This window comes from Streptomyces sp. NBC_01171 (assembly GCF_045039805.1).
In the GTDB taxonomy this organism is placed as follows: Bacteria; Actinomycetota; Actinomycetes; order Streptomycetales; family Streptomycetaceae; genus Streptomyces.
Map to the genome: position 1 here is coordinate 3,198,222 of NZ_CP108609.1, position 23,095 is coordinate 3,221,316.

A 23,095-nucleotide genomic window follows, 5' to 3' on the forward strand; every position below is an offset into this window, starting at 1 on the left:
TCGAGTCGTTCCCACGGGCCTACGATCGTCACACGAAAGCACTGCCGGGGGGTATCGGAGCAGCGTAACTTGGGGGTCCCCCCTCCTCGCGCAAGCCGAGAGCGTGGGGGAGTTTCCAGACCCGCCCAGTGCAGCCGCCGATTCTGCCCGTGTACCGACCGCCGAGGGGTCCCGTTCCGTGAGTCTGCATCCCACCCTCCAGCCCTACGCCGACGCCTGGAACCACTCGATCGACGCGATATCCGAGCTGGTGAACCCGCTGGCCGAGACCGAGTGGAACCGGCGTACGCCGTGCCCCGGCTGGTCGGTGCGGGACGTGGTCTCACACGTCATCGGGCTGGACTGCGAGATGCTCGGCGACCCACGGCCGATCCACACGCTGCCCCGCGACCTCTTCCACGTCACCAACGAGTCGCAGCGGTACATGGAGATGCAGGTCGACGTGCGCCGCCATCACACGGCGCCGGAGATGACGTCGGAACTGGAGTACACGGTCATCCGGCGCAACCGCCAGATCCGCAACGAGTCCCGGCAGCCCGACACCGTCGTCCGGGGTCCGATGGGCAAGGAGATCACCCTCGAACTCGCCATGCGGATGCGGGCGTTCGACGTCTGGGTGCACGAGCAGGATCTGCGCACCGCCCTCGGGCGTCCGGGCAACCTGGACTCGCCCGGCGCACTGGTCGCCCGTGACCTGCTGCTGGCCGGGCTGCCCAAGGTGGTCGCCAAGCAGGCTCAGGCGCCGCGCAGTTCGGCGATCGTCTTCGACGTGCACGGGCCGGTGGAGTTCCTGCGCACGATCCGCGTCGACATCCAGGGCCGTGGCACGCTGGAGACGGCACCCGCGCTCGGGCCCGCCGCGAGCTTCAGCCTCGACTGGGAGACGTACTTCCGGCTGGCCTGCGGCCGGATCAGCGCGGAGGCCGCGGGCGACCGCATCAAGGCCGAGGGCGACCCGGAACTGACGGCGGCGATCCTGCGGAACTTCGCCGTCACGCCCTGACCCCGTTATTCGGATGCCGGTGTCGTGGCGCGCCGTTAGCGTGCCCGCCATGACCACCCACACCCGGCTCACCTTCCACGGCCCGCTCTCCGCCGGGCGCGCCACCGCGATCGTCGAACGGCTCGCCGCGAACCGCCCCCGCACGGTCCTCGACATCGGCTGCGGCTGGGGCGAGCTGCTGCTCCGGATACTGGAGGCGGCCCCGGAGGCGCGGGGCACGGGCATCGACATCGACGAGACCGACCTCGCGCGCGGGCGCCGGTCGGCGGAGGAGCGGGGGCTGGCGGGGCGGGTGGCCTTCCTGGCGGAGTCCGCGCGCGACACCGGGCGCGGTCCCGCCGACCTGGTCCTCTGCCTGGGCGCGAGCCAGGCCCTGTCCGACGCCGACTGCCCCACGGCAAAGGCCCTCCACGCCCTCCGCCGGCTGGTCTCCGACGGCGGCCGCGTCCTGCTGGGCGAGGGCTTCTGGGAACGCCCGCCCACGGAGACCGAGCTGGCGGGCATGTGGCCGGGCGCCCGCGCCGACGACCACCTCAGCCTCGCCGAACTCCTCGACCTCGCCGTGGCGGCGGGCTTCCGCCCCGAGTGGACGGAAACGGCGACCCTGTCGGAGTGGGAGCACTTCGAGTCGGGTTACCAGGCCGACCAGGAGGTCTGGCTCGCCGCCCACCCGGACGCCACCGAGGTCCGCGAACGCCTGGACCGCCACCGGGCCCAGTGGATGAGCTACCGGGGGGTCCTGGGGATGGCGTACCTGACGCTGGTACCGGTCCAGCGCTGAGAGCCGGCTACGCCGCGGGCACGTGCACCGTTTCCACCCTGCTGGCCACCAGGCGTTCGCGTTCGCGGCGGGCCGCGCGGCCACGGAGGCGGAGGATCTGGGTGAGGCCGAGGGCCTGGAGGACGAAGACGGCGGAGAAGGCGACGGAGTAGTCGTCGCCGGTGGCGTCCAGGAGGACGCCGATGGCGAAGAGGGTGGTCATGGAGGCGATGAAACCGCCCATGTTGGTGATGCCGGAGGCGGTGCCCTGACGCTCGGGCGGGTTGGCGGGGCGGGCGAAGTCGAAGCCGAGCATGGAGGCGGGACCACACGCACCCAGCACCACGCACAGCACCAGCAGCAGCGCCATCGGCGCGTGCGCGCCCGGCCAGGCGAGGGTCAGCGCCCACATGACGGCGGTCGCGGCGACCGTACCGAGTGCCAGCGGGAGCCGGGCCGCGTGGTGCCGGGCGACGACCTGGCCGTAGACGAGCCCGATCACCATGTTGGAGAGCACGACCAGGGTGAGCAGCTCACCCGCGGTGGCCCGGCTGAGCCCCTGCGCCTGCACCAGGAACGGCAGCCCCCACAGCAGCAGGAAGACCATCGCCGGGAACTGGGTGGTGAAGTGCACCCACATCCCCAGCCGGGTACCGGGTTCCCGCCACGCCTCCGCGATCTGCCGGCGTACATAAGCGGCGCCCTGGTGCGGGAAGGGCGCCGGCTCGTGCCCCTCGGGGTGGTCCTTGAGGAACAGCAGCGTCAGCACCAGCACGACCACACCCGCGAGCGCGCTGCCCGCGAACGCCGGGGTCCAGCCGAGCCCGTGCAGCAGCCGGGCCAGCACCAGGGTGGAGACGAGGTTGCCCGCCATGCCGACCAGCCCGGCGAGCTGCGCGACGAAGGGCCCGCGCCGGGCCGGGAACCAGCGGGTGCCGAGTCGCAGCACGCTGATGAACGTCATCGCGTCCCCACAGCCCAGCAGCGCACGGGAGGCGAGGGCGGTGCCGTACGACGGGGAGAAGGCGAAGCCGAGCTGCCCGGCCGTGAACAGCACCGCGCCCAGGCACAGCACCTTCTTCGTGCCGAGCCGGTCCACCAGCAGGCCGACGGGTATCTGCATGCCCGCGTACACGAGCAACTGGAGGATCGAGAACGTCGACAGCGCCGAGGCGTTCACGTGGAAGCGGTCGGCGGCGTCCAGGCCGGCCACGCCGAGCGAGGTGCGGAAGATGACGGCGACGAAGTAGACCGCGACGCCTATGGACCACACGGCGACGGCCCGGCGGCCGCCCGGCGGGTCACCCGGCAGGGTGGTCGTGGCCCGGCTCATCGGACCTCCCCGCGCGCCAGCCCGGAGAACCAGCCGACGTGCCGGTGCACCAGGCCGACCGCCGCCTCCGCGTCCCCGGCGCGCAGCGCGTGGAGGATCTCGGCGTGCTCGGTGAGGGTCTTGGCGATCCGGTCGGGGTGCGAGTGCATCACGGCGACGCCCATCCGGAGCTGGCGGTCGCGGAGCTGGTCGTAGAGGCGGGAGAGGATCTCGTTGCCGCCGCTGCGCACGATCTCGGCGTGGAAGCAGCGGTCGGTGACGGCGGCGGCGGCGAAGTCGCCCGCCGCGGCCTGCTCCCGCTGCCGCTGGAGCAGCTCGGCGAGCCGGTCCAGCAGGGCGGGCGGCGCGGGGACCGCCTTGCGGGCGGCGTGCTCCTCGACCAGCAGGCGGGTCTCCACCACGTCGGCGATCTCCTGCGCGGAGACCGGCAGCACCAGCGCGCCCTTCTTCGGGTACAGCCGGATCAGCCCCTCGGCCTCCAGCCGCAGCAGCGCCTCGCGGACGGGGGTACGGGACACTCCCACCGCCTCGGCCAGCTCGCCCTCGGTGAGCAGGGTTCCGCCCTCGTACCGGCGGTCGAGAACGCCTTGCTTGACGTGGGTGTAGACGCGGTCGGCGGCGGGTGGCTGCCTGGTGGCCGTTTGCATGCCCACAGGATAGATACAACAGGCGGACAGGGGGCAGGGTGGTCCAGCATGCGGACCTGGGGTGAGGGGGCGTCAGCGGAACGCCGGAAATTTCCTTCCGCCGAAGTGCAACCATGGGGGCCGTTCACTTGTCACACAGGTGCGGCTCTCCTTTCAGGGCACCTCAACTAGGCCGCATTCCCAGGGCATTTCAGACAATCGAGGTATTTCGCTTTGATTACCGGCATCAAGGGCTCCTCCCTCCGCAGGGCCGCCGCCGTCGCCGTCGCGTCCGGCGCGCTGCTCACCACCAGTGCCCTCACCGCAGCGCCCGCGCAGGCCGCCTCCGCGCCTTCGATCGTGGCCGCGGGTGGCTACGCGATGAACAACTCCACCGGTGCGTCGCTGTACACCAAGGCCGCGGACACCCGGCGCTCCACGGGTTCCACCACCAAGATCATGACCGCGAAGGTCGTGCTGGCGCAGCCGAACCTGAACCTGGACACCAAGGTCACGATCCCCAAGGGCGCCAGCGACTACATCGTCGCCAACAACGCGTCCTCGGCCGGTCTGATCGTGGGCGACAAGGTCACCGTCCGCCAGCTCCTGTACGGGCTGATGCTGCCGTCCGGCTGCGACGCCGCGTACGTCCTCGCGGACAAGTACGGCTCGGGCAGCAGCCACACCGCGCGCGTGAACTCCTTCCTCGGCAAGATGAACTCCGCCGCGAAGGCTCTCAACCTGAAGAACACGCACTTCGATTCCTTCGACGGCATCGGCAAGGGCTCGAACTACTCGACCCCGCGCGACCTGACGAAGATCGCCAGCAGTGCGATGAAGAACGCCAACTTCCGCGCGATCGTCAAGACCAAGTCGTACACGGCGAAGACGGTCACCAAGACCGGCAGCACGCGCACGATGAAGGCGTGGACCAACACCAACACGCTGCTGAGCAGCTACAGCGGCACCATCGGCGTCAAGACCGGCTCCGGCCCCGAGGCCAAGTACTGCCTCGTCTTCGCCGCCACCCGCAACGGCAAGACGGTCATCGGCACGGTTCTCGCGTCGTCCTCCGTCACCCAGCGCGGCACGGACGCGACGAAGATCCTGAACTACGGCTTCACGAAGTAGTCCCGAACACCAAAGGGCCCGCCGTCACGGAGAACTCCGTGACGGCGGGCCCTTTTCGCAGAACCGGCCGGCCTTTCCCCCTACGGAACACGCAAGGGGAATTGGTTCTTCACGCCCAGGTGATCAACCGCTTCGGCTGTTCCAGAATTGCCGCGACATCTGCCAGGACCTTGGAGCCGAGTTCGCCGTCGACCAGGCGGTGGTCGAAGCTGAGGGCGAGGGTGGTCACCTGGCGGGGCTTGACCTTGCCCTTGTGGACCCACGGCTGGAGCTTGATCGCGCCGACGGCGAGGATCGCGGACTCGCCGGGGTTGAGGATCGGCGTGCCGGTGTCGACGCCGAAGACGCCCACGTTGGTGATGGTCACCGTGCCGCCCTGCATCGCCGCCGGGGACGTCTTGCCCTCGCGGGCCGTGGTCACCAGCTCGCCCAGCGCCGAGGACAACTGCGGGAGCGTCTTGTCCTGCGCGTCCTTGATGTTCGGGACGATCAGCCCGCGCGGAGTCGCCGCCGCGATGCCCAGGTTGACGTAGTGCTTGAGCACGATCTCCTGGGCCGCCTCGTCCCAGGAGGCGTTGACCTCGGGGTTGCGCTTGATCGCGACCAGCAGGGCCTTGGCGATCAGCAGCAGCGGGTTCACCCGCAGCCCCTGGAACTCCTTGTCCTGCTTCAGTTCCTCGACCAGCTTCATCGTCCGCGTCACGTCCACCGTCACGAACTCCGTGACGTGCGGCGCCGTGAACGCCGAGCCGATCATCGCCTGCGCGGTCGCCTTGCGGACCCCCTTGACCGGGATACGCGTCTCCCGCGCGGAGTCGTACACCGCAACGGCGGGCGCGGGCACGGCAGCCGGGGCCGGGGCCGGGGCTTCCACCACGGGCTCCGCCGGGGCCACCGCCGCGTGCACGTCCTCGCGGGTGATGATGCCGTCCGGCCCGGACGGGGTGACCAGCGCCAGGTCGACGCCCAGGTCCTTGGCCAGCTTGCGCACCGGCGGCTTGGCCAGCGGGCGCTCCTTCACGGGGGCGGCGGCGCCGTGCCCGTTCAGCTCGGCCTGCACCGCCTGCGCGGCGGCCGCGGGCACCTCGGACCCCTTGCGGGGACGCCGCTTGGTGGAGGAGGCGGCCACGCCGTACCCGACCAGCACCGGCGTACGGCCCTGCGGCTCGGCCTCTTCGGCGGGAGCGGGCTCGGCAGGAGCGGCCGGCGCCGGCTCGGGAGCCGCACCGCCCGACACGTCCACCGCGATGATCGCCGTACCCACGTCGACCGTCGTGCCCTCGGCGAAGCGCAGCTCGCGCACCACCCCGTCGTAGGGGATGGGGAGTTCGACGGCCGCCTTGGCGGTCTCGACCTCGCACACCACCTGGCCGTCGGTGACCGTGTCCCCGACCTGCACGTACCACTTGAGAATCTCGGCCTCGGTGAGCCCCTCGCCCACGTCCGGCATCTTGAACTCGCGCACGGAAGCTTCCGTCATCGTCGTCACGAAACCTTCCTCAGTACGCAAGGGCGCGGTCGACGGCGTCGAGCACCCGGTCCAGGCCCGGCAGATACTCGTCCTCCAGGCGTGCCGGCGGGTACGGGGCGTGATAGCCGCCGACCCGGAGCACCGGCGCCTCCAGGTGGTAGAAGCACCGCTCGGTGATCCGCGCGGCGATCTCCGCACCGGAGCCGAGGAACACCGGCGCCTCGTGGACGACCACCAGACGGCGGGTCTTCTCGACCGAGGTCTGGATGGTGTCGAAGTCCAGCGGGGAGACCGAGCGGAGGTCGAGCACCTCCAGCGACCTGCCCTCCTCGGCGGCCGCGTCGGCCACCTGCTGGCAGAGCTTGACCATCGGCCCGTACGCGGCCAGCGTCAGGTCGGTGCCCTCGCGGACCACGCGCGCCTTGTGCAGCGGGCCGGGGATCAGCTCGGGGTCGACCTCGCCCTTGTCCCAGTAGCGCCGCTTGGGCTCGAAGTAGATCACCGGGTCGTCGCTCTGGATGGCCTGCTGCATCATCCAGTAGGCGTCCGAGGAGTTGGACGGGCTGACCACCTTGAGGCCGGCCACGTGCGCGAACAGCGCCTCGGGGGACTCGGAGTGGTGCTCCACCGCGCCGATGCCGCCGCCGTAGGGGATGCGGATGACGACGGGCATCTTGACCTTGCCCAGCGAGCGGGCGTGCATCTTCGCGAGCTGGGTGACGATCTGGTCGTACGCCGGGAAGACGAAGCCGTCGAACTGGATCTCGACCACCGGGCGGTAGCCGCGCAGGGCGAGACCGATCGCGGTGCCGACGATGCCGGACTCGGCGAGCGGGGTGTCGATGACCCGCTCCTCGCCGAAGTCCTTCTGGAGGCCGTCGGTCACCCGGAAGACACCGCCGAGCTTGCCGACGTCCTCGCCCATGACCAGGACCTTGGGGTCGGTCTCCAGCGCGCGCCGCAGCGACTCGTTGATCGCCTTGGCCAGAGCCATCTTCTCGGCCATGTCAGTTGCCCCCTTCCGCGTCCGCGAACGACGCCTGGTAGGCGGCGAACTGGGCGCGCTCCTCGTCGACGAGCGCGTGCCCGTCCGCGTACACGTTCTCGAAGATGGCGAATCGGTCCGGGTCCGGCATGGCGCGGACCGCTTCCCGCACTCGCCTGCCCAACGCCTCGGACTCGTTCTCCAGGTCCGCGAAGAATCCGTCGTCCGCGTGGTTCGAGGATTCCAGGTAGGCGCGCAGGCGCAGGATCGGGTCCTTCGCCTCCCAGGCGACGCGCTCGTCGTCGTGCCGGTAGCGCGTGGGGTCGTCGGAGGTGGTGTGGGCGCCCATCCGGTAGGTGAACGCCTCGACCAGGGTCGGGCCCTCGCCATTGCGGGCGCGCTCCAGCGCCCAGCGGGTCACGGCGAGGCAGGCCAGCACGTCGTTGCCGTCGACCCGGACGCCGGGGAAGCCGTAGCCCTGGGCGCGCTGGTAGAGCGGGACGCGGGTCTGCTTCTCGGTGGGCTCGGAGATCGCCCACTGGTTGTTCTGGCAGAAGAACACGACCGGGGCGTTGTAGACCGCGGAGAAGGTGAACGACTCCGCCACGTCGCCCTGGCTGGACGCGCCGTCGCCGAAGTAGGCGATCACGGCCGAGTCGGCGCCGTCCTTGGCCACGCCCATCGCGTAGCCGGTGGCGTGCAGCGTCTGCGAGCCGATGACGATCGTGTACAGGTGGAAGTTGTTGCCGTTCGGGTCCCAGCCACCGTTGTTCACACCCCGGAACATGCCGAGCAGGTTGGTCGGGTCGACCCCGCGGCACCAGGCGACGCCGTGCTCGCGGTAGGTCGGGAAGACGTAGTCGTCCTCGCGGGTGGCGCGGCCGGAGCCGATCTGGGCGGCCTCCTGGCCGAGCAGCGAGGCCCACAGGCCCAGCTCGCCCTGGCGCTGGAGGGCGGTCGCCTCCGCGTCGAAGCGGCGGGTGAGCACCATGTCGCGGTACAGACCGCGCAGCTCCTCGGGGGTGATGCCGGCGACGTAGGCGTCGAACTCGGCGTTCTTGACCCGCTTGCCCTCCGGCGTCAGGAGCTGCACCAGCTCCGGCTCGGTGCCCTGCTTCGCGGTGCTGCGGGTGCTGCGCCCGGTACCGGCGGTACCGGTCTTGCCTGCGGCGCTGCGTCGCGGCTTGCGCGCGGCACTGCTCTCCACGGTCACGTGTGCTCCTCCGTCGTTCCGGCCCACGGGGTTGCCGGTGAGCCTGGGTTCCCCCTTGCTCGGTCGGAGCCGGGGGGAGCGGCCACCTCTTCTCGACCACCGGGCACGGGGTGGGTGCCGCTCGGCCGGGAACAGGCGTGACAGGTGCCCCGGCGAGCGCCTGCGGCTTTTAACGTTACCCAGTGCTCCACATTTCTGTGAAACCCCACCTGACCTGCGATTTTGCTTGGATTTCCAAGTAAATCGACACGGCCCGGAAGTTGCCTGGTCACAGCCTTGCAGGAGGCCGGAGCAACGGCACGTTATCCCGCCCACCCAGCTCAAAGGAAGAGTCCCGGCGCGTCACCGCGGACAGTCGCGGATTTCTTTCGCGCCGCTCGCGAATTGCGCTTCCGGGCACACGGGGACGTTCACGGCGACACCCCGAGTGACCGAATGCGACCGCCGACGACTGCCTGTGACAACCCCCAGCTCACGGGGGCTTTTCGTGCCCTAGCATCGGCGCGTGCAGCGCCTTCGTGTACCACCCGTCGTGCCCCACGCGCCCCCGCTCGGCACCTTGTTACCCCTGTACGGAGCCGGTACGGCCCTCGCCTGCGAACCGGTCGACCAGGGCCTGCTCAACCGGGGCTTCCGGGTGCGCACCACGCGGGGCCGGTACTTCCTCAAGCACCACTTCGACCCCGACACCGCCGACCCCGACGCCATCGAGCGCCGCCACCTGGCCACCCAGCGCCTCGCCGAGGTCGGCGTCCCGGCCGTCCCGCCGCTCACCCACCGCGAGGGCCGTACGGTCGCGGTGGTCGGCGGGCACGCGTACGCCCTGCACCCCTGGATCGACGGCGGGCATCTGCACGGCGGCCAGCTCACCCGCTCCGAGAGCGCGCGCCTGGGCGCGCTGCTGGGCGCCGTGCACGCCTGTCTGGAGCGCGTGATGCCGCCCAAGGGGCGCACCCGCCCGGCCACGAGCCCGCACCCGGTGGAGAGCGCCGACCCGGCCGACACCTTCGCCCTCATCGACGACCTGCTCGGCCACGTCCACCGCCACAGGCCCGCCGACGCCTTCGACGACCTGGCCCGCCACCGCCTGCTGGAACGCCGGTCACTGCTGGAGCAGCACACCGACCGCCGCCCGCCGCGCGGCGGCCCGGTGGGCTGGGTGCACGGCGACTTCCACCCGTTCAACCTGCTCTACCGGGGCGGCACCCCCGCCGCCATCGTCGACTGGGACCGCCTGGGGGTGCAGCCCCGCGCCGAGGAGGCCGTACGCGCCGCCGCGATCTTCTTCGTACGGCCCGCGGGGATGCTGGACCTGCCCAAGGCGCGGGCGTACGCGCGGGCGTACCGGCGCGCGGCGCGCGCCACCCCCTCGGAGCTGGCGGCGGCCGTGCACCGGGTGTGGTGGGAGCGCCTGAACGACTTCTGGATGCTGCGCTGGCACTACGAGCGCGGTGACACCCGCGCCGACCGCCAGTTCCCGGCCGCCTCCGCGCTCGCGGTGTGGTGGACCCGGGAGTACGACGCGGTGTGCGACGCCTTCACGAGCTGAGCCGCTTCGGCGCGGTCAGCCGGCAGGCCCGTCCGGGCCCGTTCCGGGGGCCGGCGTCGTCGGCCTTCAAGTGCCGTTCTGGCCGCCCGCGTCCGCGCCGGCCGCCGCACCGGCGTCCGCACCGCCGGCGCCGGCCGTGGTGCCCTGGTCGGTGCCGCCCGCGTTGCCCGTGCCGTCCGTGGTGCCCGCGTCCGTACCGGTGCCGCCGGCCGCGTCGCCCGTGGCGGGCGGCGAGGTCTGCGGGTCGGTCGGCTGCTCGGAGGTCTGCTGGTCGGTCGGCTCGTCCGACGGCTCGGCCGTGCCGGGGTCCGTCGGCCGGTAGGACGGGGTGTAGTCCGAGCCGTTGTTCCAGCCGCCCGAGCCGCCCTGGGTGGCCGGGCCGTCCGTCGGCTCCTTGGTGGTGTCGTCGGTCGGCGTCTCGGACGCCTTGTCGTCCTTGTGCGTCTGGGAGTGCGTCGGGGTCGGCTTGGTGCCGTTGCCCTCGTCGCCGCCGGTGTTGTTCAGCGCGAGCGCGACACCGGCCACGACCGCCACCACCGCGAGCGCGGCCAGCACCCACAGCCTGCCCTTGCCGCTGCCCCGGTTGCCGTGGCCCTCGAAGCCGCCGTCGTCGCCGCCCCCGTACCCGCCGGGCAGGATCGGCTGCGGGATCTGTGTGGTGCCGCCGCCGTAGCCACCGGACTGGGGCATCACCGTGGTGCCCGCGTAGCCGCCGGGCGGGGTCGGCGCGCCCGCGGTGGCGTCCACCGGGCCGGTGTTCCAGGTGCCGGAGTGGGCGCCCTGGTCGTACAGCATCTGCAGGCCGTACTGGATCAGGCCGCGCATCTCCTCGGCCGTCTGGAAGCGGTCGTCCGGCTCCTTGGCGAGGGAGCGCATGACCAGGCCGTCCAGCTCGGGCGGGCAGCCGGCGGTGACCTGCGAGGGCGGCACCGGCATGTCCTGCACGTGCTGGTAGACCACCGACAGCGGGGTCTCACCGGTGAAGGGGGGCCGCAGCGCGAGGAGTTCGTAGAGCAGGCAGCCGGTCGCGTACAGGTCGGAGCGGTGGTCGACGGCCTTGCCGAGCGCCTGCTCCGGGGAGAGGTACTGCGGGGTACCCATGACCATGCCGGTCTGGGTCATCGTCGTGGAGGCGCCGTGCAGCGCGCGGGCGATGCCGAAGTCCATCACCTTGACCGCGCCGTTGTCGGTGATGATGACGTTGGCGGGCTTGATGTCGCGGTGCACGATGCCGTGCTGGTGCGAGTAGGCGAGCGCGTCCAGCACCCCGGACACGATGATCAGGGCCTGCTCGGGGCCCGGCGCGTCCGCGTCGACCAGCAGCTCACGGATGGTGCGGCCCTCGACCAGCTCCATCACGATGTACGGCACGGCCTGGCCGTTCACCTGGTCCTCGCCGGAGTCGTACACGGCGACGATCGAGTGGTGGTTGAGCCCGGCCACCGACTGGGCCTCACGCGTGAAGCGGGCCTTGGAGGTGGGGTCCTCGGCGAGATCGGCGCGCAGCAGCTTGACCGCGACCGTGCGGCCGAGCCGCACGTCCTCGGCCGCGAACACCTCGGCCATGCCGCCCCGGCCGAGCCGGTGGGTGAGCCGGTAGCGGCCGTCGCCGACGAGCCCGCCGTTGCCCCAGTTCTCCGGCGCCTCCGCCATGCCGCCGCCGGCCGCCGCCTCGGGGTCGGACGGGCCTTGGGCGCCGTGCGTCTGTGCCATCGGTCCTCGCCGTCGTTTCTGCCCGCGATGCGCGCGGTGTTGATACGGACTCCGTCGGCCACGCTACAGCCTCGCCGGTGGCCGCCGGTCCCGATCCGGCACCGGGACGGGCCCAGGACGGACCGGCCATGAAACCCGCAGCACAGGCCCTCGTGCAAATTCCGTGCACCGGTCGTACGCCTGCTGTAACGCTTGCGCGACGCTTCTTTCGCGTACGGTCACGGAACGGGCACCGGGCTTGACGTGTCCGTGCCCTCGGGCAGACTTGGCCGGGAATGACACATTCGATCAAGGCAGGTGCCGAGTGGCGCGTGTCCGGTCGATGACGGCTCCGACGGGCCAGTGGGGGACACGGAACGATGAGCCAGGACGGCGCACAGGGCGGCCGGTACACGGGGCGGGCACTGGCCGGTGGCCGTTACCGGCTCCAGGACCTGCTCGGCGAGGGTGGCATGGCCGCCGTGCACCTGGCCCACGACTCGGTGCTGGACCGTCAGGTGGCCATCAAGACCCTGCACACCGAGCTGGGCCGGGAGCAGGCGTTCCGCGAGCGGTTCCGCCGTGAGGCCCAGGCCGTGGCCAAGCTCACGCACACCAACATCGTCTCCGTCTTCGACACCGGCGAGGACGAAGCGGACGGCATGCCCTACATCGTCATGGAGTACGTGGAGGGCCGCCCGCTCGGCTCCGTGCTCGCCGACGACGTACGGCAGTTCGGCGCGATGCCCGCCGACAAGGCCCTGAGGATCACCGCGGACGTGCTGGCCGCGCTGGAGATCAGCCACGAGAAGGGGCTGGTCCACCGGGACATCAAGCCGGGCAACGTGATGACCACCAAGCGCGGGGTGGTCAAGGTGATGGACTTCGGCATCGCGCGGGCCATGCAGTCCGGGGTCACCTCGATGACGCAGACCGGCATGGTCGTCGGCACCCCGCAGTACCTCTCCCCCGAGCAGGCCCTCGGCCGCGGCGTGGACGCCCGCTCCGACCTGTACTCGGTCGGCATCATGCTGTTCCAGCTCGTCACCGGCCGGCTGCCGTTCGACGCGGACTCGCCGCTGGCCATCGCCTACGCGCACGTCCAGGAGGAGCCGGTCGCGCCCTCCTCGATCAACCGCGCGCTGCCCCCGGCGGTGGACGCCCTGGTGGCCCGCGCGCTGAAGAAGAACCCCAACGAACGCTTCCCCACCGCCGAGGCCATGCGCGAGGAGTGCCTGCGGGTGGCCGCCTCGCTCCAGCAGGCGGCGCCGAGCATCGTGCCGGGCGCGGGCCCGGCGCAGAGCGGCTCGGGCGTGGGCTCGGCGGTGTTCCCGCCGGTGGACCACACGGCCCCGCAGCCCCACCCCGGCCCGGTGCAGCAGCCCTACCAGCCGACGCCGAACCCCTACGGCACCCCGCCCCCGGCCTACGGCTACCCGCAGCAGGGCGGTTACCCGACGCCCCCCGCGTACGGACAGCAGCCGGCGCCCGCCTACGGGGCCCAGCCGCCGACCGCCGTACCCTCCTCCGGGGGCGGCGGCCGGAACAACAAGCCGGTGCTGATCGGCTCGGTCGCGGTGGCCGCGGTGCTGATCGCGGGCCTGCTGATCGCGCTCAACATGAACAAGAAGGACGACACCACGGCGGGCGGCGGCGGCTCCCCCAGCGCCTCCACGTCCTCGCACGCCTCCGGCTACCGGGGTCCGGACACCTCGCGCACGATCGACAGCACCGAGTGCACCGAGCCGCAGGAGTCCTACGACGACGAGAAGAAGATCCGGCTGCCCGACTTCCGGTACAAGAACATCGACTCCGTGAAGGCGTGCTTCCAGGCCGCGAGCTGGCAGTACAAGGTGAAGAAGGAAGACAACAACACCTGGGGCGACGGCACGGTCCTCGACCAGTTCCCCGCGCCGGGCACGGATGTCGACCCGAAGAACATGGGCGAGGTCTCGCTGAGCGTCTCCACGGGCGAGCCGCCGCAGTAGGCGTGTGCGAGAAGGGCCCGGCGGACTGTTTCCGCCGGGCCCTTCCCACGTTCCGGGTCTACAGGTACGGCCCGCCCGAGCGGCCGCCGGTGTGCTGCTCCTCGGCGCCCTCCGGGACACTGCCGGGCGGCAGCGCGCGGCGCATCTGCTCCAACTGGGCGCGGGCGGCCATCTGCTGGGCGAACAGCGTGGTCTGGATGCCGTGGAAGAGGCCCTCCAGCCAGCCGACCAACTGGGCCTGGGCGATCCGCAGCTCGGCGTCGCTCGGCGTCGCCTCGTCCGTGAAGGGCAGCGACAGCCGTTCCAGCTCGGCCACCAGCTCCGGCGCGAGGCCGTCCTCCAGCTCCTTGACCGAGCTGGCGTGGATCTCCTTCAGCCGGACCCGGCTCGCCTCGTCCAGAGGAGCGGCGCGCACCTCCTCCAGCAACTGCTTGATCATGCTGCCGATCCGCATGACCTTCGCCGGCTGCTCCACCTGGTCCGTCACCGGGATCTCGCGGGAGCCCTCGTCCGTGTCGCCACCGAGCGCCATCCCGTCCTGGCCCACGACGAGGATCTGGGGGTTCTCGGGCGACCGTTCGTTCCTCGGCATCTCCATGCCGTCATTCTCTCGCACCCGGCCGCACCGTCACCGCCGCACCCCCACGCGCCGGTGATCCGGCGTCCCGCCCCTGACGGCCCAACCCGAAATGCCCGGTACGCCATCAAATGTGAGGCTGGACTCCTTCTTCCCCGGCATTTCCCCGGAGGTCACCGACGTGACTCCATGGCTGCGACTCACCCTCCGCCTGGTGCGGGTGCTGCTCGTCCTGGCGACGGCCGCGCCCGTGTGCGGCACCGCGACCGCGTACGGCGCGGAGAGCGCTCCGCCGGGTTCGCCCACCCCGTCCGGCCGCTCCTCCGCCCCCGCCGTGCGGGCCCGGAACGCCGCCGACACCGCCTCGCCGTCCCCCACCGTCTCCAAGCCCGCGCGGGCCGGGAGCCGGGGCGGGGAGGGGCGGATGCGGCCGGGCCGCCCCGAGCCGCCCGACCCGGCGGACCAGGCCCAGGCCCCGGCGGGCAACGCCACGCCCGCCACCCCGGAGGCCGCCTACCCGGAGGAGCCGGAGACCGCCGACAGCCCCGCCGCGCCCCCGCCGACCGCCACCTCGGCCCCGGCCTCGCGGCCCGCCGCCGTACGCCAGGGGGAGAGCACCACGGCGCGGGCGCCGCGCATCCTCCCCCTGGGCAGCGGCCTGGTCCTGCTGGGCCTCGGCATCGCGCTGGCCCGGCTGGGCCTGCGCATCCGCCGCACCTGAGGGGCGCGTGAGGTTACGGCGCGACCAGCAGCACCTTGCCGATGTGGCCGCTGCCCTCCACCACCCGGTGTCCCTCGGCCGCGTCCGTCATCGGCACCTCGCGGTCGACGACGGGACGTACGACGCCCGACTCGATCAGCGGCCAGACGTGCTCACGCACCGCCGCGACGATGGCCGCCTTCTCGCTCAGCGGGCGGGCCCGCAGCGAGGTCGCGCTGACCGCGCCGCGCTTGCCCAGCAGCAGGCCGATGTTCAGCTCGCCCTTGGTGCCGCCCTGCATCCCGATGATCATCAGGCGCCCGTTGACGGCCAGCGCCTCCACGTTCCGGCCCAGGTACTTGGCGCCCATGTTGTCGAGGATGACGTCGGCGCCCCCGCCGTCCGTGGCCCGCTCGACCTCGGCGACGAAGTCCTGGTCGCGGTAGTTGATCAGGATGTCCGCGCCCAGCTCGGCGCAGAAGTCCAGCTTCTCCTTGGTCCCGGCGGTCACCGCGACCCGCGCTCCGATGGCCTTGGCCAACTGGATCGCCATAGTGCCGATGCCGCTGGAACCGCCGTGCACCAGCAGCAGCTCGCCGGGCCGGAGGTGGGCCAGCATGAAGACGTTGGACCAGACCGTGCAGGCCACCTCGGGCAGCGCGGCCGCCTGCTTGAGGTCGATGCCCTCGGGCACGGGCAGCAGTTGCCCGGCCGGGATGACGACCTTCTGCGCGTAACCGCCGCCCGCGAGCAGCGCGCACACCTCGTCGCCCACGGACCAGCCGGAGACGCCGGGGCCGAGCGCGGCGATCCGGCCGGAACATTCCAGGCCGGGGTAGGCGGAGGCGCCGGGCGGCGGGTCGTAGTGGCCCTGGCGCTGCATGATGTCGGCCCGGTTGACGGCGCTTGCCACCACCTCGACCAGCACCTCGCCCTCGCCGGGCACCGGATCGGGCACCTCGGTCCAGGTCAGGTTCTCGGGCCCGCCGGGTTCTGAAATCGTGATCGCATGCATGCCCGCGACGCTACTCCCCGACCGCGCCACGGGCCTGACGGCCCGCTCAGTCGCCCGGCAGTGGACGCGCGTGCGGGGCGACATGCGCGGTGGGGGTGGCCCGGACGATGGTGATCAGCCGGTCGGTGAGCTGCAACTCCCCGACGGTCGGGTCGTCGTAGCCGAGGACCCGATGGCCGCGTACGACGCTGACCACGAGGTCCTCCGTGTCGCGCGGCCTGCGGCCCACCTCGGCGCGGACCACCGGGCGGTCCACGATGTCCAGGCCGCTGCCCTGCTGGATCAGGTCCTCCATCACCATGCCGGCGGCGGGGCTGAGCACGGAGAGACCGAGCAGCCGGCCCGCCGCTCCGGAGCTGGTGATGACCGCGTCGGCGCCGGACTGCTTGAGCAGCGGGGCGTTCTCCTCCTCGCGGACGGCGGCCACGATCTTGGCACGCCGGTTGAGCTGGCGCGCCGTCAGGGCGACCAGCACAGCGGTGTCGTCGCGCTGCGGGGCGATGATGATCTGCCGCGCCTTGTGCACCTCCGCGCGCCGCAGCACCTCGCTGCGGGTCGCGTCGCCGGTGACGCCCGCGTACCCCTCGGCGGTGGCCGCCTCGATCGCCTTGGAACTGGGGTCGACCACGACGACCTGTTCCTTCTTCAGCCCGGTCGCGCAGACGGTCTGGATCGCCGAACGCCCCTTCGTGCCGAAGCCGATGACCACGGTGTGGTCGCGCAAGGTGGACCTCCAGCGGTTGAGACGCCATTCCTCACGGGTCCGTTCGGTGAGGACCTCCAGCGTGGTACCGACCAGGATGATCAGGAAGAGCACGCGCAGCGGGGTGATGACGAGGATGTTGATGAGCCGGGCACCGTCGCTGACCGGGGTGATGTCGCCGTACCCGGTGGTGGAGAGGGTGACCGTCGCGTAGTAGAACGCGTCGAGCAGGTCGACGGGACCGTCGGAGTTGTCGTGGTAGCCACTGCGGTCGGCGTAGACGACGAACGCGGTGGCGACCAGCACCACCAGCGCCATCACCAGGCGCTTGGCGACCTGGCGTATGGGGCGTTCCATCGCCTTCCTCGGGAGCTTCACCCGCGAGGGCACCAGATGTTCGCCGGCCTGGCGGGCTATGGCGTCATGGCCCGGAAGTTTCACGTGAAACACACCCCGATTCCGGCCGTGTCCCACGGCAGGTCCAGCAATTCCATTCCGGCACCCTGCGCCGCCCCGCCCGGCGGGACGACGGCCAGCGCGTCGGCGGTGGCGATCCCGCGCAGCATGGCGGGCCCGCTGTAGTGCAGCGGTACGGCGCGCTCCCCGCGCAGCACCACGGGGACGAGCCGGGTGTCGTGCGCGTGTCCCTGCACCGCTTCCCTCAGCGGCGTCCGGTACGGCTCGGGCGCGGGGTGGGCGGCCAGTGCCCGGAACAGCGGTTCGGCCAGCGTGAGCAGCCCGGAGACGGCCGCGAGCGGGTTGCCGGGCAGCCCGACGAGGTGCTGGTCCGCCTTGGTACGCGCCAGCAGCATGGGGTGGCCGGGGCGCACCGCGACGCCGTCGACGAGGAGTTCGGCGCCGATCCGGTCCAGTGTGGGGTGGACGTGGTCCACGGGTCCGGCGGCGGTGCCCCCGGTGGTGACGATCAGGTCGGCGCGAGAGGTGGTGATCGCCTTGCGCAGCGCCTTGGCGTCGTCGCCGAGCCTGCGGACGGCGATGACCTCGGCGCCCAGCGCGCGCAGCCAGGGCGCCAGCATCGGGCCGAGCGCGTCCCGGATCAGGCCGTCGTGCGGCAGCCCCTCGGTGAGGAGTTCGTCGCCCAGGACGAGGACCTCGGCGCGCGGGCGCGGAACGACGGTGAGGGTGTCGTACCCGGCCGCCGCGGCGAGGCCCAGGACGGCCGGGGTGATCAGGGTGCCGGTGGGCAGCAACTGGTCGCCGCGACGGCACTCCTGGCCGCGCGGGCGGATGTCCTGGCCGTGGCTCATCTCCCCAGTGGCGTGCAGCCGGTCCTGGGGTCCGGTGCGGCCGTGTTCGCTGCGCAGGACGGCGGTGACACCGGTGGGGACGCGGGCGCCGGTGGCGATCCGGACCGCCTCGCCGTCGGTGAGCGGCTCGGGGGGCGCGTGCCCGGCGAGCACTCCGCCGTCGCGGACTTGCCAGGGTCCGGGTCCGGCGACGGCCCAGCCGTCCATCGCGGAGGTGTCGAAGGAGGGCAGGTCGCTGAGCGCGTCCAAGGGGGCGGCGAGGACCAGCCCGAGGGCGTCGCTCAGGGCGACGGAGACAGCGGGGCGCCGCGTGGCCTGGCGGGCGGCTCGGGCGGCGATCTCGCGGGCCTCGGGCCAGGGGGTGGCGCGGTCGTGGGGGTGCTCGTGCCCGGCCGGGCGGGCGGGCGCGTGGCCCGTCCGCCCGGTCTGGTCGGCCCGGTCGGCCCGGTCGCTTCTGGGCGCGCGGACGAGGGCCAGGGCCTCCTCCACGTCGAGGTCGTCGGCGTCGGAGGCGTCGCCGCGCCCGGCGTGCGGGCTCGCATGGGTGCCGGAGGCGGTCATCCGGCGTCCGGGGCGGACCCGCCCCCGCTGTGCTCGGCTTCCCAGCGGATGGCCAGGTCGGCGACCTTGGCGGACGCCTCGGCGATGGACTCGGCGTCGCCCTTGCCCTGGGCGGCGGCGTAGCCGATGAGGAAGGTGGTGAGCGGGGCGGCGGGGCGGGCCACGCCGTGGGCGACGTCGCGGGCGGCGTCGAGGAGGACGCGGGTGTCGACGTCGAGCTCGATGCCCAGCTCGTTCTTGACTGCGGTGATCCATTCGTTCAGCACGTGCCCATGCTCCCTGATCCGGGCCCTGGCGTGGGCGATGTCTTCCCAGGTGTCGCAGTCGAAGGAGGCCAGCGGGTCGGTGAGCCGGGTAAGGCGCAGGGCGCCAGTCAGGCGGCGCAAGGGCAGCCCGGTCAGCCCGCCGTGCTCGCCGTGCTCGGGGGCGAGGTCGGCGAGGGCGCCGCGTAGGGAGGCGGTGCGGTAGGCGGCCACCAGTGGCTGGTCGCGGCCGTCGTCGTCGGTGAGCATCGCCCCGTCGGCATCGCTGTCCCGCAGGGCGGCCAGCAGCCGGTGCACGGTGTCCGCGCCGAGGAACGGCAGGTCGGCGGAGAGCACCACCGCGTACTCGGCCGTGGTGAGCCGCAGCCCCGCGTCGAGCGCGGCGACGGGTCCGCCACCGGCCGGCTCCTCCCGCGCCCAGCGCACCGGCCGGGCGGTGGCGCGGGGGTCGGCCACGACGACGGTGGTGACCGCGTCCACGCAGGCGGCCAGCACCCGGTCGAGCAGCGCCCGGCCGCCGACCTGGACACCGGGCTTGTCGGCCCCGCCGAGCCGCCGCGCCCCACCGCCGGCCAGCACGACGGCGTCGTACGGGGCGCCGGTCGCCGGGCCGGACCCGCTGGAGTCGGGGGATGCGGCCGACGGGAGGCCGGCCGGGACGTTGTCGGTCACCCTTCGAGTATGGCTGGTGGACCCTCGGGGGCGGACGCCGCCCGGCGGGTACCGGGCGGCGGGAATCAACCGGCCGGGCTCACAGGGTGCGCAGCAGTACAGCCGGCTGTTCCACGCAGTCCGCCACGTACCGGAGGAAGCCGCCCGCCGTGCCGCCGTCGCAGACCCGGTGGTCGAAGGTGAGCGAGAGCTGCACGACCTGGCGCACGGCCAGTTCGCCCCCGTGCACCCACGGCTTGGGGACGATGCGGCCGACGCCGAGCATGGCCGCCTCGGGGTGGTTGATGATCGGGGTGGAGCCGTCCACGCCGAAGACGCCGTAGTTGTTCAGCGTGAAGGTGCCGCCGGTGAGTTCACCCGGCGTCAGCCGTCCGGCGCGGGCGGCCTCGGTGAGCCGGGCGAACTCGGCGGTCAGCGACTCGGCGTCCCGCGTGTGCGCGTCCCGGACGACCGGCACGACCAGCCCGCGGTCGGTCTGCGCGGCGAACCCCAGGTGCACACCGGGCAGTCGGACGACCTCGCGGGCCTCGGTGTCGACGTAGGAGTTCAGCTCCGGGAACCGGGCGAGGGCTGCGGCGCAGATACGGGCGAGCAGGGCGACCAGGGAGATCTTCGTGGCTCCGGCGGCGTTCATCGCGGCCCGCGCGCGCAGGAGTTCGGTCGCGTCGGCGTCGACCCAGCAGGTGGCGTCCGGGATCTCCCGGCGACTGCGGCTCAGCTTCTCGGCGACGGCTCCGCGCACGCCCTTGAGGGGGATGCGGGTGCCTTCGGGGTGGGCAAGGGGGGCTGTCGCTGTGGGTGGTGCCGTGGCTTCGACGCGGAGGGCCGCTTCGACGTCCGCGCGCAGGATGAGGCCGTCCGGCCCGGTGCCGCGCAGGGTGTGCAGGTCGACGCCGTTGTCGCGGGCGAGCTTGCGGACGAGGGGGGAGATGACGGGGACGGGGCCCTGGGGGGCGGGGGGTTCCGGTGCGGCCGGCTCCGGCGCGGGTGCGGGTGCCGGTGCCGGGGCTGCTGGGGCGGTGCCGTTGGCCACGGTGAGCTGGGTGCGTACCCGGCGTCGGCGGCGGGCGGGGGCCTGGGTGCCGTAGCCGACCAGGACGTTGCCGGAACCCTCGGCCTCGGCGGCGGGCTCGCCGGCCGGTCCGACGGAGTCGGGGGAGCCGACCGCGACGGTGATCAGCGGTGCGCCCACGGGCAGTTCGGTGCCCTCCTCGCCGTAGCGGGCGGTGACCACGCCGCCGTAGGGGCAGGGGACCTCCACCATCGCCTTGGCCGTCTCGACCTCGACGACGGGCTGGTCGACGGCGACCACGTCACCGACGGCCACCAGCCAGCGCACGATCTCCGCCTCGGTGAGCCCCTCGCCGAGGTCGGGCAGCTTGAACTCCAGTACCTGAGCCATCAGTTCCCCGCCTCCCACTGGAGACGGGCCACCGCGTCCAGCACGCGGTCGACACCGGGCAGGTGGTGCCGCTCCAGCATCGGCGGCGGGTAGGGCAGGTCGAACCCGGCCACGCGCAGCACCGGTGCCTCCAGATGGTGGAAGCAGCGCTCGGTGATCCGGGCCGCGATCTCGCCGCCGGGACCGCCGAACCCGGTGGACTCGTGCACGACGACCGCGCGTCCGGTGCGCCGTACGGAGGCGCAGACCGTCTCGTCGTCGAAGGGCACCAGCGAGCGCAGGTCGACGACCTCCAGGTCCCAGCCCTCCGCGCGGGCGGCCTCGGCGGCCTCCATGCACACCGGCAGGGAGGGCCCGTAGGTGATCAGGGTGGCGCTGGTGCCGGGGCGCCGGACCACCGCGCGCCCGATGGGCTCCACCTCGATGGGGTGGTCGGCGTTCCAGGCGTCCTTGGACCAGTAGAGCCGCTTGGGCTCCAGGAACACCACCGGGTCGTCGGAGGCGATGGCCTGCCGAAGCAGCCCGTAGGCGTCGGCGACGGTGGCCGGGGTGACGACGTGCAGGCCGGGGGTGGCCATGTAGTACGCCTCGGAGGAGTCGCTGTGGTGCTCGACGCCGCCGATGCCGCCGCCGTAGGGGACGCGGACCGTGATCGGCAGGGGCATGCGGCCCCGTGTGCGGTTACGCATCCGGGAGACGTGGCTGATCAACTGCTCGAAGGCCGGGTAGGCGAACGCGTCGAACTGCATCTCCACCACGGGCCTGAGGCCGTACATGGCCATGCCCACGGCGGCGCCGAGGATGCCCGCCTCCGCCAGCGGGGTGTCCGTGCAGCGGTCCTCGCCGAACTCGGCGGCGAGTCCGTCGGTGACCCTGAAGACACCGCCGAGGGTGCCGACGTCCTCGCCCATGACATGGACGGCGGGGTCGGCGGCCATCGCGTCGCGCATCGCGCGGGTGAGGGCCTGCGCCATGGTGGCGGGCTTGACGGCGACGGTGGTCATCGCGGGTCGCCTTCCTGGTCGTCCTGTTCGGCGGCCAGCTCGGTCCTGAGCAGCGCGCACTGTTCGCGGAGCTGCGCGGTGGGCTCGGCGTACACGTGGTCGAAGAGGTCCATCGGGTCGAGCCGGGGGTCCTGGTTCATGCGTTCACGCAGGTCGGCGGCCATCGCCTCGGCGTCCTGCCGGACCGTGTCGATCGCCGCCTCGTCGAGCAGCCCGCGCGCGGTCAGCTCGCGCTCCAGGAGCTGGACCGGGTCGTGCCGCCGCCATGCCTCGACCTCGTCGTCCTCGCGGTAGCGGGTGGCGTCGTCGGCGTTGGTGTGGGCCTCCACGCGATACGTCACCGCCTCGACCAGAGTCGGGCCGCCGCCCGCGCGGGCGCGCCGTACCGCGTCGCTGAGCACCTCGTGCACCGCGACCGCGTCGTTGCCGTCGACCAGGCGGCCCGGCATTCCGTACCCGACCGCCTTGTGGGCGAGGGAGGGCGCGGCGGTCTGCTTGGCCAGCGGGACGGAGATGGCGAAGCCGTTGTTCTGCACGAGGAAGACGACCGGGGCCTGCCAGACGGCGGCGAAGTTCAGCGCCTCGTGGAAGTCGCCCTCGCTGGTGCCGCCGTCGCCGACCATGGCGAGCGCGACCACGTCGTCCCCCTTGAGCCGCGCGGCGTGCGCGAGGCCCACGGCGTGCGGCAACTGGGTGGCGAGCGGGGTGCTGAGCGGGGCGACGCGGTGGGTGTGCGGGTCGTAGCCGTTGTGCCAGTCACCGCGCAGCAGGGTGAGCGTCTCCACCGGGTCGACGCCCCGGGCGACCACGGCGAGGGTGTCGCGGTAGCTGGGGAAGAGCCAGTCGCGCTCCTCCAGGGCCAGGGCGGCGGCGACCTCGCACGCCTCCTGCCCGGTGCTGGAGGGGTAGACGGCGAGCCGGCCCTGCTTGGTGAGCGCGGTGGCCTGCGTGTTGTAGCGCCGGCCGCGGACCACCTGGGCGTAGAGCCGGCGCAGCAGGTCCGGGTCGGCCTTGGCGGCCGTGTCGGTGCCGAGGACGCGATAGGGCTCGGCGTCGGGCAGCAGCGGCGCGGGGTCCGTGCGGGGCTGCCAGGCGGGCGGCGGCGATGGCCGGTACGCGCCCCGCTGCTCCATGACCGTCATGACGGCACCTCCTCGTGGGAGCGGCTACAAGAGGCGG

Annotated in this window: 20 protein-coding genes; 6 read left to right on the forward strand and 14 right to left on the reverse strand. The window is 72.7% G+C overall.

All coding sequences use genetic code 11. The features are described from left to right. The first annotated feature begins 178 nt into the window (after nt 1-178). Both OG448_RS14655 and OG448_RS14660 read left to right on the forward strand, forming a co-directional pair. Nucleotides 179-1,003 carry a maleylpyruvate isomerase family mycothiol-dependent enzyme gene (locus tag OG448_RS14655; RefSeq protein WP_405554141.1) on the forward strand — a complete coding sequence of 275 codons (825 nt, stop codon included), beginning with the start codon at nt 179-181 and terminating at the stop codon, nt 1,001-1,003. 49 nt (nt 1,004-1,052) lie between these two features. Next, entirely contained in the window at nt 1,053-1,784 is a 732-nt protein-coding gene (locus OG448_RS14660; protein ID WP_405554143.1) for an SAM-dependent methyltransferase, read from the forward strand. Nucleotides 1,785-1,791: 7 nt separating this feature from the next. On the opposite strand, the gene OG448_RS14665 is transcribed toward OG448_RS14660, so the two are convergent. Next, nucleotides 1,792-3,096, reverse strand: a complete 1,305-nt coding sequence (locus OG448_RS14665) for a nitrate/nitrite transporter (protein WP_405554144.1) — start codon at nt 3,094-3,096, stop codon at nt 1,792-1,794. Further along, nucleotides 3,093-3,743, reverse strand: a complete 651-nt coding sequence (locus tag OG448_RS14670) for a GntR family transcriptional regulator (protein WP_405554146.1) — start codon at nt 3,741-3,743, stop codon at nt 3,093-3,095. Before OG448_RS14670 ends, OG448_RS14665 begins: the two co-directional genes overlap by 4 nt. A 213-nt stretch (nt 3,744-3,956) precedes the next feature. On the opposite strand from OG448_RS14670, the gene OG448_RS14675 reads away from it, so the two are divergent. Next, nucleotides 3,957-4,853: a D-alanyl-D-alanine carboxypeptidase family protein gene (locus OG448_RS14675; protein WP_391297298.1), complete on the forward strand. Its 897-nt coding sequence runs from the start codon at nt 3,957-3,959 to the stop codon at nt 4,851-4,853. 109 nt (nt 4,854-4,962) lie between these two features. Here the strand turns inward: OG448_RS14675 and OG448_RS14680 are convergent, their stop codons facing one another. Genes OG448_RS14680 through pdhA (OG448_RS14690) form a run of 3 tightly spaced genes read right to left on the reverse strand, consistent with a single transcriptional unit; the run spans nt 4,963 to nt 8,522 of the window. Beyond that, entirely contained in the window at nt 4,963-6,342 is a 1,380-nt protein-coding gene (locus OG448_RS14680; protein ID WP_405554148.1) for a dihydrolipoamide acetyltransferase family protein, read from the reverse strand. Nucleotides 6,343-6,352: 10 nt separating this feature from the next. Continuing rightward, nucleotides 6,353-7,330 (reverse strand): alpha-ketoacid dehydrogenase subunit beta, encoded by a 978-nt coding sequence (locus tag OG448_RS14685; protein WP_405554150.1) that lies wholly within the window; start codon nt 7,328-7,330, stop codon nt 6,353-6,355. Nucleotide 7,331: 1 nt separating this feature from the next. After that, entirely contained in the window at nt 7,332-8,522 is a 1,191-nt protein-coding gene (pdhA, locus tag OG448_RS14690) for a pyruvate dehydrogenase (acetyl-transferring) E1 component subunit alpha (protein WP_405554152.1), read from the reverse strand. Between the two features lie 505 nt (nt 8,523-9,027). Between pdhA (OG448_RS14690) and OG448_RS14695 the strand changes: the two genes are divergently transcribed. Continuing rightward, nucleotides 9,028-10,071, forward strand: coding sequence for a phosphotransferase (locus OG448_RS14695; RefSeq protein WP_405554154.1), 1,044 nt, complete (start codon nt 9,028-9,030; stop codon nt 10,069-10,071). Between the two features lie 66 nt (nt 10,072-10,137). Here OG448_RS14695 and OG448_RS14700 read toward each other — a convergent pair whose 3' ends face one another. Next, the gene (locus tag OG448_RS14700; protein ID WP_405554155.1) at nt 10,138-11,784 is read right to left on the reverse strand and encodes a protein kinase domain-containing protein; all 1,647 of its coding nucleotides are present in this window, start codon (nt 11,782-11,784) and stop codon (nt 10,138-10,140) included. Between the two features lie 359 nt (nt 11,785-12,143). Between OG448_RS14700 and OG448_RS14705 the strand changes: the two genes are divergently transcribed. Beyond that, nucleotides 12,144-13,751, forward strand: coding sequence for a protein kinase domain-containing protein (locus tag OG448_RS14705; RefSeq protein WP_405554157.1), 1,608 nt, complete (start codon nt 12,144-12,146; stop codon nt 13,749-13,751). Between the two features lie 58 nt (nt 13,752-13,809). Here the strand turns inward: OG448_RS14705 and OG448_RS14710 are convergent, their stop codons facing one another. Continuing rightward, nucleotides 13,810-14,349: a bacterial proteasome activator family protein gene (locus tag OG448_RS14710; RefSeq protein WP_405554159.1), complete on the reverse strand. Its 540-nt coding sequence runs from the start codon at nt 14,347-14,349 to the stop codon at nt 13,810-13,812. 112 nt (nt 14,350-14,461) lie between these two features. Here OG448_RS14710 and OG448_RS14715 point away from each other — a divergent pair, with 112 nt between their 5' ends. Then, nucleotides 14,462-15,049, forward strand: coding sequence for a hypothetical protein (locus OG448_RS14715; protein WP_405554160.1), 588 nt, complete (start codon nt 14,462-14,464; stop codon nt 15,047-15,049). 13 nt (nt 15,050-15,062) lie between these two features. Here the strand turns inward: OG448_RS14715 and OG448_RS14720 are convergent, their stop codons facing one another. The 7 genes from OG448_RS14720 to pdhA (OG448_RS14750) form a co-directional block, all read right to left on the reverse strand. Continuing rightward, nucleotides 15,063-16,043, reverse strand: a complete 981-nt coding sequence (locus OG448_RS14720) for an NAD(P)H-quinone oxidoreductase (protein WP_405554161.1) — start codon at nt 16,041-16,043, stop codon at nt 15,063-15,065. A gap of 46 nt (nt 16,044-16,089) precedes the next feature. Then, nucleotides 16,090-17,187 carry a potassium channel family protein gene (locus tag OG448_RS14725; protein WP_405554163.1) on the reverse strand — a complete coding sequence of 366 codons (1,098 nt, stop codon included), beginning with the start codon at nt 17,185-17,187 and terminating at the stop codon, nt 16,090-16,092. Beyond that, the gene (locus OG448_RS14730; protein ID WP_405554165.1) at nt 17,184-18,575 is read right to left on the reverse strand and encodes a molybdopterin molybdotransferase MoeA; all 1,392 of its coding nucleotides are present in this window, start codon (nt 18,573-18,575) and stop codon (nt 17,184-17,186) included. The genes OG448_RS14725 and OG448_RS14730 overlap by 4 nt, the downstream gene beginning before the upstream one ends. Then, the gene (locus OG448_RS14735; protein ID WP_405554166.1) at nt 18,572-19,510 is read right to left on the reverse strand and encodes an NTP transferase domain-containing protein; all 939 of its coding nucleotides are present in this window, start codon (nt 19,508-19,510) and stop codon (nt 18,572-18,574) included. Before OG448_RS14735 ends, OG448_RS14730 begins: the two co-directional genes overlap by 4 nt. A 79-nt stretch (nt 19,511-19,589) precedes the next feature. Beyond that, on the reverse strand, nt 19,590-20,912 hold the full coding sequence (locus OG448_RS14740) for a dihydrolipoamide acetyltransferase family protein (RefSeq protein WP_405554168.1): 1,323 nt from the start codon (nt 20,910-20,912) through the stop codon (nt 19,590-19,592). Beyond that, entirely contained in the window at nt 20,912-21,916 is a 1,005-nt protein-coding gene (locus tag OG448_RS14745; RefSeq protein WP_405554170.1) for an alpha-ketoacid dehydrogenase subunit beta, read from the reverse strand. Before OG448_RS14745 ends, OG448_RS14740 begins: the two co-directional genes overlap by 1 nt. Continuing rightward, entirely contained in the window at nt 21,913-23,058 is a 1,146-nt protein-coding gene (gene pdhA / locus OG448_RS14750; protein ID WP_405554172.1) for a pyruvate dehydrogenase (acetyl-transferring) E1 component subunit alpha, read from the reverse strand. The genes OG448_RS14745 and pdhA (OG448_RS14750) overlap by 4 nt, the downstream gene beginning before the upstream one ends. Nucleotides 23,059-23,095: the final 37 nt, after the last annotated feature.